At 60.9% G+C, this 15,564-nt stretch carries 17 protein-coding genes and 4 tRNA genes; 10 read left to right on the plus strand and 11 right to left on the minus strand.

Features of this window, described 5'->3' with window-relative positions; all coding sequences use genetic code 11:
- The first annotated feature begins 78 nt into the window (after window positions 1-78).
- The 5 genes from KKQ10_RS24465 (at window position 79) to KKQ10_RS24485 (ending at window position 2,624) form a co-directional block, all read left to right on the plus strand.
- Complete coding sequence (locus tag KKQ10_RS24465) at window positions 79-1,290, plus strand: O-succinylhomoserine sulfhydrylase (RefSeq protein ID WP_215502505.1); 1,212 nt, start codon at window positions 79-81, stop codon at window positions 1,288-1,290.
- Window positions 1,287-2,063 carry an SDR family oxidoreductase gene (locus tag KKQ10_RS24470; RefSeq protein WP_127650428.1) on the plus strand — a complete coding sequence of 259 codons (777 nt, stop codon included), beginning with the start codon at window positions 1,287-1,289 and terminating at the stop codon, window positions 2,061-2,063. The genes KKQ10_RS24465 and KKQ10_RS24470 overlap by 4 nt, the downstream gene beginning before the upstream one ends.
- A 183-nt stretch (window positions 2,064-2,246) precedes the next feature.
- Window positions 2,247-2,322 (plus strand) — tRNA-Val (locus tag KKQ10_RS24475).
- Between the two features lie 54 nt (window positions 2,323-2,376).
- Window positions 2,377-2,453: transfer RNA gene (locus KKQ10_RS24480), tRNA-Asp, on the plus strand.
- Window positions 2,454-2,547: 94 nt separating this feature from the next.
- Window positions 2,548-2,624, plus strand: a tRNA-Asp gene (locus KKQ10_RS24485).
- An 8-nt stretch (window positions 2,625-2,632) separates the two neighbouring features.
- Here the strand turns inward: KKQ10_RS24485 and KKQ10_RS24490 are convergent.
- The gene (locus KKQ10_RS24490; RefSeq protein WP_215502506.1) at window positions 2,633-2,902 is read right to left on the minus strand and encodes a hypothetical protein; all 270 of its coding nucleotides are present in this window, start codon (window positions 2,900-2,902) and stop codon (window positions 2,633-2,635) included.
- Between the two features lie 194 nt (window positions 2,903-3,096).
- On the opposite strand from KKQ10_RS24490, the gene KKQ10_RS24495 reads away from it, so the two are divergent.
- The 4 genes from KKQ10_RS24495 to KKQ10_RS24510 are packed head-to-tail and all read left to right on the plus strand — an operon-like array spanning window position 3,097 to window position 8,671.
- Entirely contained in the window at window positions 3,097-5,928 is a 2,832-nt protein-coding gene (locus KKQ10_RS24495) for a xanthine dehydrogenase family protein molybdopterin-binding subunit (RefSeq protein ID WP_215502507.1), read from the plus strand.
- Window positions 5,921-6,460, plus strand: coding sequence for a (2Fe-2S)-binding protein (locus KKQ10_RS24500; RefSeq protein ID WP_025111196.1), 540 nt, complete (start codon window positions 5,921-5,923; stop codon window positions 6,458-6,460). Before KKQ10_RS24495 ends, KKQ10_RS24500 begins: the two co-directional genes overlap by 8 nt.
- A 2-nt stretch (window positions 6,461-6,462) precedes the next feature.
- Window positions 6,463-7,698: a c-type cytochrome gene (locus tag KKQ10_RS24505; protein ID WP_127650434.1), complete on the plus strand. Its 1,236-nt coding sequence runs from the start codon at window positions 6,463-6,465 to the stop codon at window positions 7,696-7,698.
- 1 nt (window position 7,699) lies between these two features.
- Window positions 7,700-8,671 carry an XdhC family protein gene (locus KKQ10_RS24510; RefSeq protein WP_215502508.1) on the plus strand — a complete coding sequence of 324 codons (972 nt, stop codon included), beginning with the start codon at window positions 7,700-7,702 and terminating at the stop codon, window positions 8,669-8,671.
- Window positions 8,672-8,733: 62 nt separating this feature from the next.
- On the opposite strand, the gene KKQ10_RS24515 is transcribed toward KKQ10_RS24510, so the two are convergent.
- A complete protein-coding gene (locus tag KKQ10_RS24515; RefSeq protein ID WP_215502509.1) occupies window positions 8,734-10,017 on the minus strand; it encodes an NAD(P)/FAD-dependent oxidoreductase in 1,284 nt (427 codons plus the stop codon).
- Between the two features lie 184 nt (window positions 10,018-10,201).
- On the opposite strand from KKQ10_RS24515, the gene KKQ10_RS24520 reads away from it, so the two are divergent.
- Window positions 10,202-10,278, plus strand: a tRNA-Val gene (locus KKQ10_RS24520).
- A 109-nt stretch (window positions 10,279-10,387) separates the two neighbouring features.
- Here the strand turns inward: KKQ10_RS24520 and KKQ10_RS24525 are convergent.
- The 9 genes from KKQ10_RS24525 to KKQ10_RS24565 all read right to left on the minus strand — a co-directional run bounded on the left by KKQ10_RS24525 (window position 10,388) and on the right by KKQ10_RS24565 (window position 15,553).
- Window positions 10,388-11,524 carry a tyrosine-type recombinase/integrase gene (locus KKQ10_RS24525; RefSeq protein ID WP_215502510.1) on the minus strand — a complete coding sequence of 379 codons (1,137 nt, stop codon included), beginning with the start codon at window positions 11,522-11,524 and terminating at the stop codon, window positions 10,388-10,390.
- A complete protein-coding gene (locus KKQ10_RS24530; protein WP_016773953.1) occupies window positions 11,524-11,757 on the minus strand; it encodes a hypothetical protein in 234 nt (77 codons plus the stop codon). The genes KKQ10_RS24525 and KKQ10_RS24530 overlap by 1 nt, the downstream gene beginning before the upstream one ends.
- 44 nt (window positions 11,758-11,801) lie before the next feature.
- Window positions 11,802-12,296, minus strand: coding sequence for a hypothetical protein (locus tag KKQ10_RS24535; protein ID WP_215502511.1), 495 nt, complete (start codon window positions 12,294-12,296; stop codon window positions 11,802-11,804).
- Between the two features lie 54 nt (window positions 12,297-12,350).
- Window positions 12,351-12,668 carry a hypothetical protein gene (locus KKQ10_RS24540; protein WP_215502512.1) on the minus strand — a complete coding sequence of 106 codons (318 nt, stop codon included), beginning with the start codon at window positions 12,666-12,668 and terminating at the stop codon, window positions 12,351-12,353.
- Window positions 12,665-13,027 carry a hypothetical protein gene (locus tag KKQ10_RS24545; protein ID WP_215502513.1) on the minus strand — a complete coding sequence of 121 codons (363 nt, stop codon included), beginning with the start codon at window positions 13,025-13,027 and terminating at the stop codon, window positions 12,665-12,667. Before KKQ10_RS24545 ends, KKQ10_RS24540 begins: the two co-directional genes overlap by 4 nt.
- A 61-nt stretch (window positions 13,028-13,088) precedes the next feature.
- Window positions 13,089-13,313 carry a hypothetical protein gene (locus KKQ10_RS24550; protein WP_215502514.1) on the minus strand — a complete coding sequence of 75 codons (225 nt, stop codon included), beginning with the start codon at window positions 13,311-13,313 and terminating at the stop codon, window positions 13,089-13,091.
- Window positions 13,310-14,083, minus strand: coding sequence for a hypothetical protein (locus KKQ10_RS24555; protein ID WP_215502515.1), 774 nt, complete (start codon window positions 14,081-14,083; stop codon window positions 13,310-13,312). The genes KKQ10_RS24550 and KKQ10_RS24555 overlap by 4 nt, the downstream gene beginning before the upstream one ends.
- Before the next feature lie 3 nt (window positions 14,084-14,086).
- The gene (locus KKQ10_RS24560; RefSeq protein WP_215502516.1) at window positions 14,087-14,650 is read right to left on the minus strand and encodes a hypothetical protein; all 564 of its coding nucleotides are present in this window, start codon (window positions 14,648-14,650) and stop codon (window positions 14,087-14,089) included.
- Window positions 14,651-14,965: 315 nt separating this feature from the next.
- Window positions 14,966-15,553, minus strand: a complete 588-nt coding sequence (locus KKQ10_RS24565) for a hypothetical protein (protein ID WP_215502563.1) — start codon at window positions 15,551-15,553, stop codon at window positions 14,966-14,968.
- Between the last annotated feature and the right edge of the window lie 11 nt (window positions 15,554-15,564).

Below are 15,564 nucleotides of genomic sequence, written 5' to 3' on the forward strand. Positions count from 1 at the left end.
TTCTACCGGCCCTGAGGGGCCGGTTTTGTATCTGGCAAAAGACTTTTACTTATTCAGAACAGGGCAAGGAGTGACAGCATGAGTCAGGAATGGGATGCCGGTCGGCTGGACAGCGACCTCGAAGGCGTAGCGTTCGATACCCTGGCCGTACGTGCCGGTCAGCACCGTACGCCGGAAGGCGAACACGGTGATCCGATGTTCTTCACTTCCAGCTACGTGTTCCGCACCGCTGCCGACGCGGCTGCACGGTTTGCCGGGGAAGTGCCGGGCAACGTTTACTCGCGTTACACCAACCCGACCGTGCGCGCGTTCGAAGAGCGTATTGCTGCGCTGGAAAGCGCCGAGCAAGCCGTTGCGACCGCCACCGGTATGGCTGCGATCATGGCCGTGGTGATGAGCCTGTGCAGCGCTGGCGATCACGTACTGGTGTCGCGCAGCGTGTTCGGTTCGACCATCAGCCTGTTCGAGAAATATTTCAAGCGCTTCGGTGTGGAAGTCGATTACGTGCCGCTGGCCGATCTGTCGGCGTGGGACGCGGCGATCAAACCGAACACCAAACTGCTTTTCGTCGAGTCGCCGTCGAACCCGCTGGCCGAGCTGGTGGATATCACCGCGCTGGCAGAAATCGCTCACGCCAAAGGCGCGATGCTGGTGGTCGACAACTGCTTCTGCACGCCTGCGCTGCAACAACCGCTGAAACTCGGTGCGGACATCGTCGTGCACTCGGCGACCAAGTTCATCGACGGCCAGGGTCGTTGCATGGGAGGTGTGGTGGCCGGTCGCAGCGAGCAGATGAAGGAAGTCGTCGGTTTCCTGCGCACCGCCGGGCCGACCCTGAGCCCGTTCAACGCGTGGATCTTCCTCAAGGGCCTGGAAACCCTGAACCTGCGGATGAAGGCGCACTGCGCCAACGCCCAGCAACTGGCCGAATGGCTGGAGCAGCAGGACGGTATCGAGAAAGTCCATTACGCTGGTCTAAAGAGCCATCCGCAGCACGAACTGGCCCAGCGTCAGCAGAAGGGCTTCGGTGCGGTGGTGAGTTTCGAGGTCAAGGGCGGCAAAGAGGGCGCCTGGCGCTTTATCGATGCGACCCGGTTGATTTCGATCACCGCCAATCTCGGTGACAGCAAAACCACCATCACCCACCCGAGCACTACCTCCCACGGCCGTCTGGCGCCGCAGGAACGTAAAGCGGCGGGGATTCGTGACAGCCTGATCCGCATTGCGGTCGGTCTGGAGGACGTGGCGGACCTGCAGGCCGATCTGTCGCGCGGTCTGGCGGCGTTGTGATCGAGTTGTCTACTCCGACAGCAGGCACTCATGGCCGCGTCGCGCTGGTCACGGGTGCTGCGCGCGGCATCGGTCTGGGTATCGCGGCGTGGCTGATCAGCGAAGGCTGGCAAGTGGTGCTGACGGATCTTGATCGTGTGCGTGGTTCGAAAGTGGCGAAGGTGCTGGGCGAGAATGCCTGGTTCATCGCCATGGACGTGGCGGATGAAAGCCAGGTAGCGCTCGGCGTTGCCGAAGTGCTCGGGCAATTCGGTCGTCTGGATGCGCTGGTGTGCAACGCGGCGGTGGCGGATCCGCACAACATCACTCTGGAAAGCCTTGATCTGGCTTACTGGAACCGGGTGCTGGCGGTGAATCTCAGCGGGCCGATGCTGCTGGCCAAGCACTGTGCGCCGTATCTGCGGGCGCACAACGGCTCGATCGTCAATCTGGCGTCGACCCGTGCGGCCCAGTCCGAGCCGGATACCGAGGCTTATGCGGCGAGCAAGGGCGGGCTGTTGGCGCTCACGCATGCACTGGCGATCAGCCTTGGGCCGGAGATCCGCGTCAATGCGGTCAGCCCAGGCTGGATCGATGCGCGCGATCCGTCGGCGCGGCGTGCCGAGCCATTGGCCGATACCGATCATGCTCAGCATCCGGCGGGCAGGGTAGGGACGGTCGAGGATGTGGCGGCGATGGTGGCGTGGCTGCTGTCGCGCAATGCCGGGTTTGTGACCGGGCAGGAATTTGTCGTCGACGGTGGCATGACGAAAAAGATGATTTACGAGCAGTGAGAGGCAGCTGCAAGCGTCGAGCTGCAAGTTGAGGCGAGATCACGGTGTATCTGGTTTAGATGTTTATGCTTTTTCTTGCAGCTTGAGACTTGCCGCTAAAAACTGTTTTTGAAAAAAACTTCAATCCTGCTATTGACTTAGGTTCGCTACCTGCGTAAATTTCGCGGCCTCGGAGATGCAAACGGGTGATTAGCTCAGCTGGGAGAGCGTCTGCCTTACAAGCAGAATGTCGGCGGTTCGATCCCGTCATCACCCACCACTCCCGAGAGACTTGCGAAAGCAAGAGGTAGGCTGAAAGTGCCTCCACCGACGCGCAGCGGTAGTTCAGTCGGTTAGAATACCGGCCTGTCACGCCGGGGGTCGCGGGTTCGAGTCCCGTCCGCTGCGCCATATTTTACGAGTCAGGCATTGTCTGGTTCGCGATTGAAAAGCACCGAAGCTTTCAATCAAAACGAGTTACTTGAGCGCAAGCTCAAAGCGATACGCAGCGGTAGTTCAGTCGGTTAGAATACCGGCCTGTCACGCCGGGGGTCGCGGGTTCGAGTCCCGTCCGCTGCGCCATATCTGTTTCAAGGACCACTGAACGCCTTGGAACACCGAAAGCAACCTTTGGTTGGTTCGGAATCGATAGCAAAGACCCTGGTCGAAAGACCGGGGTTTTTTGTGTCTGAAATTTGACCTTCTCCCATTTCCTGCTTCATGCCCAAGCCCTGTAGGCGCTGCGGCACGCTGCGATCTTTTGATCCTGATTCTGATTTTTCAAGATCGACATCAAAAGATCGCAGCGTGCCGCAGCGCCTACAGGGTTTTTTGCTGTTTGCTGCGGTGCCACGTCGCATTGATTTTTTGATTCTTTAGTCAAATTTTTGTAACTGGTTGTTTGCTGCGAGCCCGGAAACCTTTAAAGTTAACCTTTCGGTCAGCTTTGCACTGTCATTACGCCCTTTGTTTAGCCAAAAAGGGCTTCTGCAAGACTCGAGATTCCCAGTAGATAACCAGAAGGGCGGACACATAACCGCCCAGAGGATGATCCATGTCCAACCGTGATATATCCCGGCGCTCGTTCCTTCAGGGCGGGCTGGTGGCGGGTGTGAGCGTTACGCTTGCGCCGCTCAGCAGTCAGGCGCTGGCTGCCTTGATGGAAAACAGCGTGACCGTGCCGTCCGAGAAGTGGCTCGGCAACAATGGCAAGGCGCGCCAACGTAACGACGCATTGTCCAAAGTCTGTGGCAGCAAAGTATTTGCCCGTGACATTCGTTCCAAGGACATGCCGGGCTGGCCTGAGCAACAGGGCCACGCCATGCTGCTCAAAACCATCAAGGCCGACCGAATCTACGATGGCTACGACCTGTCGTGGCTCGGCGCTGATCTGCAACCTGACCGCATCGTCACCGCAGCCGACCTGGACAAGGACGGTATTGTGTTCCCGGAAGAGCACGCGCCGGACCCATTGCTGCCTGAAGGCAAAGTGCCGATGTTCATCGGTCATCCGGTAGCGATCCTGATCTGGAACGATTTCGAGCGTTTCCGCCAGGCCAAGAACAAACTCAAATTCAATGACAAGGCGATTCGTTACGGTGCGCAAGTGCCGTACTACGAAGGCGACCCTTATGGCAGCTTCCGCTACGTGCGCGTGGGCGGTCCCACCTCGGCCGACGAAGACGAATTCGCCAGCCTCAAGGACTCGATCCTGTTCCCGATGCTGAAGAACCGTCGTCCGGTGTGGAATTCCCAGCCGAACCTGCACGGCAACCTGACCGAACGTGGTCTGTTTTACGCTGACCGCATGAAGAAAGAGATCGATACACCGCCGGACAACTGGCTGGTGTTCGATGAGCGTTACAAGACCCCGTCGATCGAACCGGCCGCGATGGAGCCGGACAACGGCAACGGCTGGTACGACCCGAAAACCAAGACCCTGCACTTCGTGGTTGCCACCCAGTGCCCGCTGGAAGCGGCGACCGAGACCGCGAAAATGATCGCGCCGTCGCGCTTCGGTCTGGCCAACCTGAACATGCACCCGGGTTACACCGTGGGTTACGGTTCCAAAGACCACAACATCTTCGTCTACTACGCCGCCCTCGCGGCGCTGTACGGCGCTGGTGTGCCGATACGTCTGGCCAACGATCGCTACGAGCAGTTCCAGAGCGGCATCAAGCGCCACCCGTTCGATATCCGCTACCAACTGGCGGTGGACAAGAACGACTACAGCTTCAAGATTTTCCGCGCTGAAATGAGCGTCGACGGCGGCGGTCGGATCAACTACAGCCCGTCGGTGGCGGCGGTGGGCGCCACGGCGGCGCAGTCGATTTACTACATGCCGCAGAACGATCTGCAGGTCACCGCCTACCACTCCCGTGGTGTTGAAGCGGGTTCGATGCGCGGCTACGGCACGCTGCAAAGCATGGCCTCGACCGAAATGATGGTCGACGAAATCGCCAATCGCCTCGGTATCGACGCGATCGATCTGCGTCGCAAGAACGCCCTGCGTTCGGGCATGAAAAACACCCAGGGCGCGATCCCGGCCGGTGCCTTGCGCCTGCACGAGATTCTCGACAAGGCCTCGGTGCACGAAGTCTGGAAAAACCGCGACGCGATCAAGCAGCAGCGCGAAGCTGCGGACCCGGATAACTGGTACGGCGTGGGTTTTGCCATTTGCCAAAAAGACTTCGGCACCGGTTCCGAAGCGCCGATGGCCAGCATCGAATTCAGCGCTGAAGGTCGCATCACCCTGCGCCACATCGGCATTGAAATCGGCACCGGCATGTCCACTTCGCAAGCGCTGGTGGTGGCCGACTTCCTCGGCAGCCCGGCGCATGACGTGAAGACCGGCGAAACCGAATGGAAGGAAATGCAGCTGATCACCAGCGGCAACCCTTACATCATGAGTCAGGCCGAGCAGGACAACCTGCTGCGCAATCCGCGCTGGGTCGGCAAGCTGGCCTCGGCATCGTCCGCGACCAACTCGGCTTACTACTTCAGCCACGCCACCCGTGAAGCGGCACGCGTGCTGTTCAACAACGGTCTGTGGCCGGCGGCCATGGAGATCTGGCGTCAGGGCCCTTATGGCGGTCAAGCCAACCCTTACGTGGTACGTCGCGAAGATGCGCATTGGGTCGACGGCAAGCTCACCGCCAACGGCATGCAGCCGTTGAGCTTCGAAGAGCTGGCCAAGCACGCTCACGAGCGTGGTCTGGTGACCGGCGCCACCGTTCATGCGTTCAACCGCTGGAGCTGGGCCGAGGCCGAATACAGCATCGACGGCGTGCGCGAGCGTCTGCCGCTCGACGGTCTGGCGGTGAAGTACGGCGATGGCGCGCCGAAGGCGAAGAAAGCGCTGATGAGCACGGCGGGTTTCCACCTGCTGGATCGCCAGAACATCAACTACCCGGTTGTCCAGTTGAACAACGCTGCTGTGACTTACTACAGCCCGGTCGCGACGCTGGTAGAGCTGAAGGTCAACAAAGGCTCGGCGGAAGTCGAAGTGCTCAACCACCACTCGTGGGTCGAGTGCGGTCGGGTGCTGGTCGAAGAACTGGTCAAGGGCCAGCTCGAAGGCGGGATCGCCATGGGCATCGGTCACGCGCTGATGGAAGAGATGCCGCTGTACGAAGGCGGACCGGGGGAGGGTGACTGGAACTTCAACCGTTATCGCCTGCCGATGGCCCGCCACGTTGCGGTGTGGAAGCAGACCGCGGAGATTCTGCCGCCGCTGTCGCCGAGCGATCCGTCCAAAGGCATCGCCGAAGTGGTGATGATCCCGGTGGTCGGTGCCATCGGTAACGCCGTGGCACACGCCATCGGTAAACGTGTTCGCGATCTGCCAATCACTGCTGCGCGCATCAAGGAGGCCCTCAATGGCTAACCGTCCGCTTCAACTGACCCTCAACGGTCAATCCGTCGGCCCGGTGGACATCCCTGATGACCTGCCGATGATCGACTACCTGCACGAATACAAGAACCTCACCGGTTCGCGCCTGGGCTGCGGTCAGGGCATCTGCCACGCCTGCGTGGTGATCGTCGACAACCCCGACGGCACCAGCGAAGAAGTGCGTACCTGCATCACCGGCGCGCATTACTTCGAAGGCAAGAAAGTGCGCACCATCGAAGCCCACGCCAAGCGTGACGAGCAGGGTCAGGTCACTGAGCTGAACCCGATCCAGCAACGCTTCGTCGACGAATTCGCCTTCCAGTGCAGCTATTGCGCACCGGGCTTCGTCAACGCCGCGACGGTGCTGGTGGAGAAGCTGCAGCGCCAGCCGATCGCCAAGAGCAAGCTGGAACAGGTCATCGAGGACAGCCTCGGCCATCACGTCTGCCGTTGCACCGGGTACGTGCGTTATTACAACGCCACCCGCAACGTGCTGACCGATCTCGGCCTGGTCAAGGAGGGTTGAGCATGAAGCATCTACTGACCCGCCTGACCCTGGCGGTCGGGCTGGCTGCGCCGGTGGTGTTTGCCCACGCCGACGATCAGGTCAAGCGCGGCGAATACCTCGCCCGCGCCGCCGACTGCATGGCGTGCCACACCGCACCGGGTGGCGCGCCGTTTGCTGGCGGGCTGCCGATCGTCTCGCCGTTCGGCACGATCTACGGCACCAACATCACCCCGAGCAAAGAGCACGGCATCGGCCTGTACAGCGATGACGAGTTCTTCGCGGCGCTGACCGAAGGCAAGCGTCGCGACGGGGCGAATCTGTACCCGGCAATGCCGTATACCTCGTATCACCTGGTGCCGCGGGAAGATTCGGATGCGATCCACGCGTACCTGAAAACCATCGAGCCGATCGAGCGCGCCGCGCCGGTCACCAGTCTGAGCTTTCCGTTCAACGTGCGTCTGGGTCTGATGGGCTGGAACATGCTCTACGGCAAAGCCTTGAAGCTGGAGCCTGGCGAAGGCAAAAGCGAGGCCTGGAAGCGCGGCCAGTACATGGTCGAAGTGCTCGGTCACTGCGGCGAATGCCATACGCCACGCGGCCTGCCGGGTGCGATGCAACTGGACAAGCGTCTGACTGGGGGTATCCTCAATGGCTATCTGGCGCCGAGCCTGCTCGCCACTGATCTGGCGGCGCGCGGCTGGAATCAGCAGGACCTGAGCACGTTCCTCAAGCACGGCATGAGCGCCCAGGGCACGATGTTCAACGAGATGTTCCCGGTATTCCACAACAGCACCCAAGGCCTGAACGATCAGGATCTGGCGGCGATGGCGACGTTCCTGCTTGGTGACAAGCCGCCTGCAGCCAAAGAGCTCGTTGAGGTGTCGGTGGACAAGCTCAGCCCGAGCGCCCAGCGCGGCCGTCAGGAATATTTGAACGTCTGCGCCGGTTGCCATGCCGCCGGTGGTGAAGGCAAGCCGCACATCGCCGTGGCCATGCGTGGCAATACCACGCTGCGTCTGGAGGATCCGCGCAACCTGGTGCGGGTGATCGAGGACGGCATCGGCGAACAGAAATTCGCCGGGTTCGAGCACATGCAGCCGATGCCGGGTTTTGCCGACAAGCTCAGCGCTGAACAACTGACCGATCTGCTGAACTACCTGCGTCAAGGCTGGGGCGGTCAATCGGCGGAGCTGGCGGTCAGCGATGTGCAGAAGCTGCAAGCGCAAGTTCCGGCCGTCGAGCACAAGGCGCACTGACATGCAGCATCTCGATCTGCAAGTGGTGCGACGGGCGCTGGAGTGGTCGGTGGCGGGGCAGCGCATCTGGCTCTGCACGGTGCTGACCACCTACGGCTCGGCGCCGCGTGCGCCGGGCTCACTGCTCGCAGTGAACGATGGCGGACAGTGGATCGGGTCGCTGTCCGGTGGCTGCGTCGAGGAGGACTTTCTCGAGCGCGTGGCGGAAGGCGCGTTTCTCGATGCGGTCAGCGTGGTGCGCTACGGCGAAGGTGATGATCCGCGCTCGCGGGTCAGCCTGCCCTGTGGCGGCATTCTCGACGTACTGGTAGAGAAATTTGACGCCGGCTGCGAGGTGCAGGCGCATCTGCGTGAGCTCGAATCGGCGCTGCTCGGTCAGCACCGCTTGATTCGCGAAGTCGATCTGGCCAGTGGTGCGCGCAGTCTGTTCGCTGATCGCGAGCAGGGCGCGCGCATCGAGCGCGAGATCGACCGGGTGCGGATTCGCGTGGGTGCCGCTCAGCGCTTGCTATTGGCGGGGTACTCCAGCGTGGCGCAGGCCTGCGCCGAGTTCGCGGTCGGTCTTGGCTTCGAAGTGATTCTCTGCGATCCGCGCGATGAAGTGCTCGAAGGCGTAGTGCTGAATGGCGTGGAGATTCGTCGGCAGTTGCCATCGGTGTTTATTGCCGACGGCGGCTGTCACCGCGATACCGCGGTGGTGGCGCTGACTCACGATCCGCGTATCGACGATCTGGCGATGATGGAGGCGGTGCGCACCGAGGCGTTTTACATCGGCGTCATGGGCTCGCAACAGACCTCGCAGAAGCGCTTCGAGCGCCTGCGCAGGATTGGCGGGTTGGGGGAGGTTGAACTGGCGCGGATCCATGCGCCGATCGGCTTGAACCTGGGCAGCAAGACACCGGCGGAAATCGCCCTGGCGGTGCTGGCGGATATCTTGCGGATCCGTAGCGGGATTGCCCGAGAGCAACTCTGAAACGATCTGATAGCGCTTTTGTGGCGAGGGGGTAAATCCCCTCGCCACAATTTTTTCTGCGGTCAGAAGCCCAGTTTGTCACGCAAGCCGTAATACCACGCGCCCAGCGCGGCGAACGGCGTACGCAGCAACTGCCCGCCGGGGAACGGGTAGTGTGGCAGGTCGGCAAACGCATCGAAACGCTCAGCCTGACCGCGCAACGCTTCGGCCAGCACCTTGCCCGCCAGGTGTGTGTAGGTCACGCCGTGGCCGCTGCAGCCCTGCGAGTAGTAGATGTTGTCGCCCAGGCGCCCGACCTGCGGCAGGCGCGACAGGGTCAGCAGGAAGTTGCCCGTCCACGCGTAATCAATCTTCACGTCTTTCAGTTGTGGGAACGCCTTGAGCATTTTCGGGCGGATGATCGCTTCGATGTTCGCCGGGTCCCGCGCGCCATAAACCACGCCGCCACCGAAGATCAGGCGCTTGTCGCCGGTCAGGCGGTAATAGTCGAGCAGGTAATTACAGTCTTCGACGCAGTAATCCTGTGGCAGCAGGGATTTTGCCAGTTCTTCGCCCAGCGGTTCGGTGGTGATCACCTGGGTGCCGCATGGCATGGACTTGGCCGCGAGTTCCGGCACCAGATTGCCGAGGTAGGCGTTGCCGGCGACGATGATGAACTTGGCCCTGACCTTGCCCTGCGGCGTGTGCACCACCGGGTTGGCGCCGCGCTCGATGCGTACGGCGGGCGATTGTTCGTAAATGGTGCTGCCGAGGGATTCCACCGCGGCGGCCTCACCCAGCGCCAGGTTCAGCGGATGGATGTGGCCGCCGCTCATATCGAGCATGCCGCCGACGTACTGATCGCAGGCCACCACTTCGCGAATGCGGCGCTCGTCGAGCAGTTCCAGTTGCGTGTGGCCGAAGCGTTCCCACAGGCGCTTCTGCGATTCGAGGTGGCCCATCTGCTTGGCGGAGAGGGCGGCGAACACGCCGCCATCCTTCAGGTCACACTGGATGTTGTACTTGGCAACGCGCTCACGGATGATCCGGCCGCCTTCAAAAGCCATCTGCCCGAGCAGTTGCGCCTGCCTGGGGCCGACAGTGCGTTCGATAACGTCGATGTCGCGGCTATAGCTGTTGACGATCTGCCCGCCATTACGCCCTGAAGCACCGAAACCGACCTTGGCCGCTTCCAGCACCGTCACGCGAAAACCGTTCTCCAGCAGAAACAACGCCGAGGACAGCCCGGTGTACCCGGCGCCGATCACACAGACATCCGTCTCCACATCATCCTGCAAGGCTGGACGTGGCGGTACGGCATTAGCCGACGCAGCGTAATAAGACTCTGGGTAAGGGGTGTTCGCCATCCTGCAGCCTCTGTTTAATATATTTTACGAGTGCACCGATCCTACCCGAGTTGAAAAACCTCCGCCAGCCACCGGAAAAATCTTCTTCGCCGGCCCGAAATTAAATATTTTGCATATTCATAGGGTTAGGTGAAAAAAAGGTGTTGACACCCCTCCGGAATTCCGTAGAATGCCGCCTCACAGCAGGCACGTAGCTCAGTTGGTTAGAGCACCACCTTGACATGGTGGGGGTCGTTGGTTCGAGTCCAATCGCGCCTACCAAACAAAATCCGCTCTGCTGGGCGGTCTAGAAGGGCTCACCGAAAGGTGGGCCCTTTTTTGTTGTCTGCGATTTGCAAAACTTTTGCAAAACTTTTGCAAAACTCCCACCTCAGAACGCCAGTTCGGCGCTCACCTCAACATAGTCGATCGTCTTGTCGCCGTGTCCCTCCTGGTAGTGCTTCGTCATCTTCTCGTCCGCGTGGCCCAGCAGCGCCTGAATGTATTCCTGCGGGAAGTTCTGCTGTTCGTACAGCCACGCACCTAAAGCGCGGATCTCGTGAAAAGTGGGGCGCTCACCGGCCGGCACATGGTCATAAGCGTGCGCCGCGTCCCGCGCCTTGCTGAACTCCTTGGTCAGATAATCCGGGGTTACCGACGTCCAGTGGTCCTTCGCGTCGATCTGTTCACGGCGCCGGGCCTTCGGTTTGTAGTGGATCAGGTAGGGCGACACCAACGGCGATCGCAGGCACTCGCCGACGACTTCACGCAGCGCGGCACCCATGGTGATTTTCAGGTGAACCGGATTGTCGTATCCCTGAGTCTTGCCCGGCGACACGGTCAGAGTGTTCTTATCCATATCGACCGCCGACTTCAGCCAGGTCACGATATCCTCGCGGCGCTGAAGGCTGGCCAGTGCCAGGCGGATTGCTCGTTTGAGCCAGGGCGGCGTGGTCACCGCATCGATAATCGTCTTCAGTCCTTCCAGCGTGTGCCGCTGGCGCTTCTTCTCGGCTTCCTTCTTGACCAGTGTCAGCTCGGCGCAGTTGCGCTCGGCCAATCCCTTTGCCACTGCGAAAGCGAAGATCTGCACCCACAGCCCGCGGTGCTTCGTGTAAGCGTTGTTGCTGAACTGGTCCAGGTATTCGGCCATCGCCAGCACGTCCATCTGACCGATCAGCCGATCGCCGAGATCCTGCCGGTACCGCTCGAGCTTGAACTTGATCTCTTCCAACGTCCGCGCCGCATAGCCCTTGTCCACCAGCCATTCGTCATTGAACCGCTCCAGTAGGTTGCTCACCGTCGGCAACCGGTCGCCTGTCAGCAGAGTGAGCAGCGCGCCGTCATCGACGACCAGCGCCGCGACCTTGAGGTTTGCTGCGTGCGCGAGCTTGATTGCCTCCTCAAGTGGGCGGTTGATGCTCGTCATCAAACCGGTGATGGGGTTCCGGTACCGAAAATATTTACCGTTCGGGTAAAGATTTGGCGGTAGCTTCCTGTTTTTGAGCGTGCGCGGCCGGGCAGCCATCAGCCTATCTCCAACATCTTGGCCAGCAGGGGATCATCGGACCCCATCACGGCCGCCTGCACATCCACGAAATACATCCCTCCTTTTACCTCTCCTACCACTTCGCCTTCCTCAATCCATTTTTTCAACTGCTGCAAACTCGGCTTGCCGCCGACGTAGCGGAGCTTTCTGTATTCGCCTGCCTCCATAAGGCGCGGCAACTTGACCGTGATCTGGGCCAGAATTTTTGCCATTGTGATGCTCCATGCCGCGCGTGGCGGCAGAAGGTGGTGATGGGTTATATGCCGTCTTTGGTGAGCACTGCGTCGGCCTCCTTCATCGCGGCCTGTGCATCGTTGACGTAGGCGGGATCGAACCCGCCTGCCAGGTGAATCGTGGCTTGGCAGGCGCGCAAGTTCTCGCGGGTGATCTTCAGCGCCGCGACCAGCTCTTCGTGCAGCTCGCGCTCTTCCCGACCGATTTCCCAGAATCGCGTTGCCCAATGATCGGATGGCGGCGGGTTGCTGTTCTGCGCGCCAAGGGCCAGCGCTCCGACCACAGCATCCAGCAGGTCACGCTTGTAGGCGTTGTCGCCGTCGATGCTCAGGCCACGCCGGCGCAAGGTGCTGACCAGCTCGTCCCGATCCAGACCCTGGTCCTCGATGAGGATGTCGCGCTCTGGCTCGCCTGGTGTGTAAATCACTAGAGCCAGCTTGGCTCCGGGTAGGCAATGCTCGCTGAGTTTGATCAATGCGTCGTTGGCCGCTTCGTGGAATCGTTGAACTGCTGACATGGGAATACCTCGCCCGCCGTACACCGGCAGGCTGTTGAGTTGTCAATTTAGGGTTTACAACTGGATGAGTTCGGCGGGGACTTTTACCGCGGCGCCGCGCTTGGCGAAGACCACGGCGCGGAACACTGCGATGGTTCGGGTTTCGCCGGTGACCCGGTTGAACGGATCGTCGGTGAGGTCGGCCAGCCATGGGTGCCGGTGGCCAACATCGACCCAGACGCCGTACTTCGTGACCAGGTGCTCGGCGTCGGGCAGGGCGAAGAGTTGCAACTGGCCGGTGCCGGGTTGGTGATCGCCCTCGATCGCGTTGATTGTCCAGTCCAGCGCCGGGCCGGTCAGTTCCTCGGTGCGGACCCTGACCATGCGGTTCATCGCGCCCGCGCCTTGGCGCGCTCTGACAGTTCGCAATTGGCTGCCAGCTTCAGCAGGTTCTGCGTTGTCGGTCTGAAATTGCCGGTGTCCGGATAGCTCTCGAACTGATGGCCTTCAGGGTAAGCGTTGAATGGCCCGTGCCAGGGCCAATTCATTTTCCAATCAGCCCACACGGTGTAGGCGTCCATCCCATCGCCCCAGTAGTCAGTGCCGCCGCCAACGCTGAGGCAATGCCGAACCCGTGTGCGCTGCTCATACGCCAGTTCAGAATGCTCGTCATTACGCCACGCCTTTCGGTACAGCGCTGGATGCAATTGGACTAGGCGCTTGCTCAGCTTCTTTTCGATGCGGGCCTTCATCGCCACGGCCCCTTGTAGATGAGGTAGGCCATGTAGAGCGGGGCGGCTATTGGGATCAAGATCATAGTAGGTGCGCTCCTGCTTCAAGTAGGCCGTCGCGGTCTTCGCGCAATGCTTCGTTCTCGGCGATCAGGGCCAGCACCGCTTCGGGCGAACACTCCTTGAGGAACTGCTCGTCACGGTGCAACAGGCCGGCGTCCTCGATCATTCCCACCCATCCGTGCGAACGAATGACTTCGCTGCGGCAGCCCTCGGCCAGCTGTTTCAGTTTTGAATACTTGCTCATGGCTGAACCCTCTTGAACTCGACGACCCAGACCCACGGATTGGCGTACCAGTCGCCGCCGGTCGCGTTCCACAAGTTGGCGAACGCCCAGCGCGGTGTTCCGAGGCATTCCTCATGGCTGGTGGTTTTGTCCCAGGCCCAGCCGGTGCGCTGCCGGTGACCGGCCTGCGCCGGACAGACGCCTACGTCTTTCCAGCCAGCGCCACCGTGGAAGCACTCCTGACCGTAGTCGGTGAAGAAACAGCCCTCGGCCTTGGCTTGGTCTTCGCTGATGTCCTGCAGCCACTCGACGCGTACGTCTGTGATCTCCAGCAGGATGCGGCAGGCGGCGCGCGGCATGTGAATGCTCGGCGTCCAGCGCACTGGCTGACTATCCCCGACGTGATGCCACTGGACGTTCGGCATTTCGCCGTCTGCCCGGTATACGTAACGGGATTTCCAATCAGGCTTGCCAGGGCTACCTGCGGTTCCGATTGGTCCGGCATATCTGCCGTGCGGAATATCCACTTCGAAGACCTGAGCGTGACTCTCGCGCACCCACAGCCGGTCGCCGGGCCTGCCATAGGGGCAGCAGCCGTTGACGAAGTGCTTGGTCACAGGTTTGCCGTAACCGTCCTGGCCGTAGTTGGAGCTGCCTACGCAGAAATTGCCACTGGCATCGATATGCGGCTGAACCTTGATTGCCCGTCGTGTGACCGTCTTCCGTCCATCCAGAATGGCGCGCACCATCGGGGCCGAGAAGAGGATCGGCCGTTCCTTGATTGCGGTCATGGCTTACTCCACCCCGTTCAGGTAGCAAGGCTCCGTGGCTTCAGCCAGCCACTGCCGGAGAGATCCCGCTGGAGTGCCGGGTGCATCTTCGTCCTGCCACTGCTGGTCGAGCTCCGAATCGCCCGTCAGAACCACGTCATAATCGTCGGAGTGTTCGCGCAACCAGTCGCCGTTGTACTCAGCCAGAACTGCCAAAGCCTGTTCCGGGTTCTGCGCGGCAACCCAATCTTGATCGCCGACTTGGTAGCAGAGCAGCGGACCATCCTCCGGCTCGAAGGTGTAGCTTTTGGAGTTCATGGCGTTGTCGATGGCGTTGTCCAGCGCGGCGCCGGTCAGCACGTCCTCATGGCTGGCCAAGCCAACGACAATCCATTGTTCTTCCGGAAGCGTTACGGGCGCGCTGGCTTTTGGCTCGCGCAGAAACCGGTACCGATCAGCAAGCGGGCGATCTTCGTCATGACTTTGCTTGAGGCCCTCGACGTTTGCGAGCAGAGTCGACAAGGAGTGATTGCTGCTCAGGCCGAACACGTTGTAGATCCGGGCCAAATCTGGGTGAACTTGAGACATGAGTCGTCCTTGCCGCTATAGCGGCTGACTTTGAAGGGGGAGGGAGTGAGGATTACAGGGAGCGATTGTTGCCGGCTTTGATCCATCGACGGACGTACAGCTCGCAGCCACTGGTTAAGCAGACACCATTGGTCATGCCGAGATGCGTCTTCGGTGTTTCGCATCCGCAATGGCATTTCTTTTTGCGGCCGGGTCGCTTCGGTCGCAGCTCCATGTACCGGAGCTGTTCAGGCAAGCCGCCTACTTGCCCCCAGCCAGCGGTGCCGCCTCGCATTGCAGCAGAGCGGGCAGCCGGTGATAAACCGTTTAGGTCGATCATGGCTCGTCGTACTCCATCGGGGGCATGCGCTCGATGCCGATCATTTTCGTGGCGTCACGCAATTGATCAGGGATCGACTGAGGTGCTGGATGCTCTGCGTTCCAGCGCTCGAAGGCTTCCTGCGTCGTGGCTGCTTCGATCTTCTCATCGCACTGGTTGCACGCCGCCACACCGCCGGCCGCGCCGACATCGCGGTGACCTTGCTTGCACGGGTTCATATGCCAGTCATCATCCTGTTCCGGCTCTGTGCTGGTGGAAAGCTGGGCATCGATATCAGCCATAAGCTCGGTAGGAAGGTCGAAATCCGCTTCGCCCGGCTCACATTGCTGCTCGCGGACGGCCATCACACTGCGCCGCAGCAACCCTGCCTGCTCATCAATCCGCTGATCCGCTGCGTTCAGGCGCTGCTGCAGGGCGTCACGCTCGGCTGTTACCCGGTCGAACTCGGAGGCCAGCACATACCGCACTGATTCATGCCCGCATTCGCACGCATCCCACACATCGTCCTGGCACCATTCACGGCCGCTGGATTGACCCTGCTCTTGGCAGGCCGGGCCGAGGTAGATCACTTTGAGTTCGCTCACTTCGAATGCCC

This window comes from Pseudomonas sp. MG-9, from assembly GCF_018729515.1.
GTDB classification, from domain to species: domain Bacteria; phylum Pseudomonadota; class Gammaproteobacteria; order Pseudomonadales; family Pseudomonadaceae; genus Aquipseudomonas; species Aquipseudomonas serboccidentalis.

Excerpts from the sequence above, each read along its gene's own strand:
- KKQ10_RS24500 (WP_025111196.1), top strand. The coding sequence starts at position 5,921 with ATGGCTAACCGTCCGCTTCAACTGACCCTCAACGGTCAATCCGTCGGC.
- KKQ10_RS24495 (WP_215502507.1), top strand. The coding sequence starts at position 3,097 with ATGTCCAACCGTGATATATCCCGGCGCTCGTTCCTTCAGGGCGGGCTG.
- KKQ10_RS24490 (WP_215502506.1), bottom strand. The coding sequence starts at position 2,902 with ATGCGACGTGGCACCGCAGCAAACAGCAAAAAACCCTGTAGGCGCTGC.
- KKQ10_RS24540 (WP_215502512.1), bottom strand. The coding sequence starts at position 12,668 with ATGAACCGCATGGTCAGGGTCCGCACCGAGGAACTGACCGGCCCGGCG.
- KKQ10_RS24545 (WP_215502513.1), bottom strand. The coding sequence starts at position 13,027 with ATGAAGGCCCGCATCGAAAAGAAGCTGAGCAAGCGCCTAGTCCAATTG.
- KKQ10_RS24515 (WP_215502509.1), bottom strand. The coding sequence starts at position 10,017 with ATGGCGAACACCCCTTACCCAGAGTCTTATTACGCTGCGTCGGCTAAT.
- KKQ10_RS24550 (WP_215502514.1), bottom strand. The coding sequence starts at position 13,313 with ATGAGCAAGTATTCAAAACTGAAACAGCTGGCCGAGGGCTGCCGCAGC.
- KKQ10_RS24535 (WP_215502511.1), bottom strand. The coding sequence starts at position 12,296 with ATGTCAGCAGTTCAACGATTCCACGAAGCGGCCAACGACGCATTGATC.
- KKQ10_RS24525 (WP_215502510.1), bottom strand. The coding sequence starts at position 11,524 with ATGGCTGCCCGGCCGCGCACGCTCAAAAACAGGAAGCTACCGCCAAAT.
- KKQ10_RS24505 (WP_127650434.1), top strand. The coding sequence starts at position 6,463 with ATGAAGCATCTACTGACCCGCCTGACCCTGGCGGTCGGGCTGGCTGCG.
- KKQ10_RS24530 (WP_016773953.1), bottom strand. The coding sequence starts at position 11,757 with ATGGCAAAAATTCTGGCCCAGATCACGGTCAAGTTGCCGCGCCTTATG.
- KKQ10_RS24465 (WP_215502505.1), top strand. The coding sequence starts at position 79 with ATGAGTCAGGAATGGGATGCCGGTCGGCTGGACAGCGACCTCGAAGGC.
- KKQ10_RS24560 (WP_215502516.1), bottom strand. The coding sequence starts at position 14,650 with ATGTCTCAAGTTCACCCAGATTTGGCCCGGATCTACAACGTGTTCGGC.
- KKQ10_RS24555 (WP_215502515.1), bottom strand. The coding sequence starts at position 14,083 with ATGACCGCAATCAAGGAACGGCCGATCCTCTTCTCGGCCCCGATGGTG.
- KKQ10_RS24510 (WP_215502508.1), top strand. The coding sequence starts at position 7,700 with ATGCAGCATCTCGATCTGCAAGTGGTGCGACGGGCGCTGGAGTGGTCG.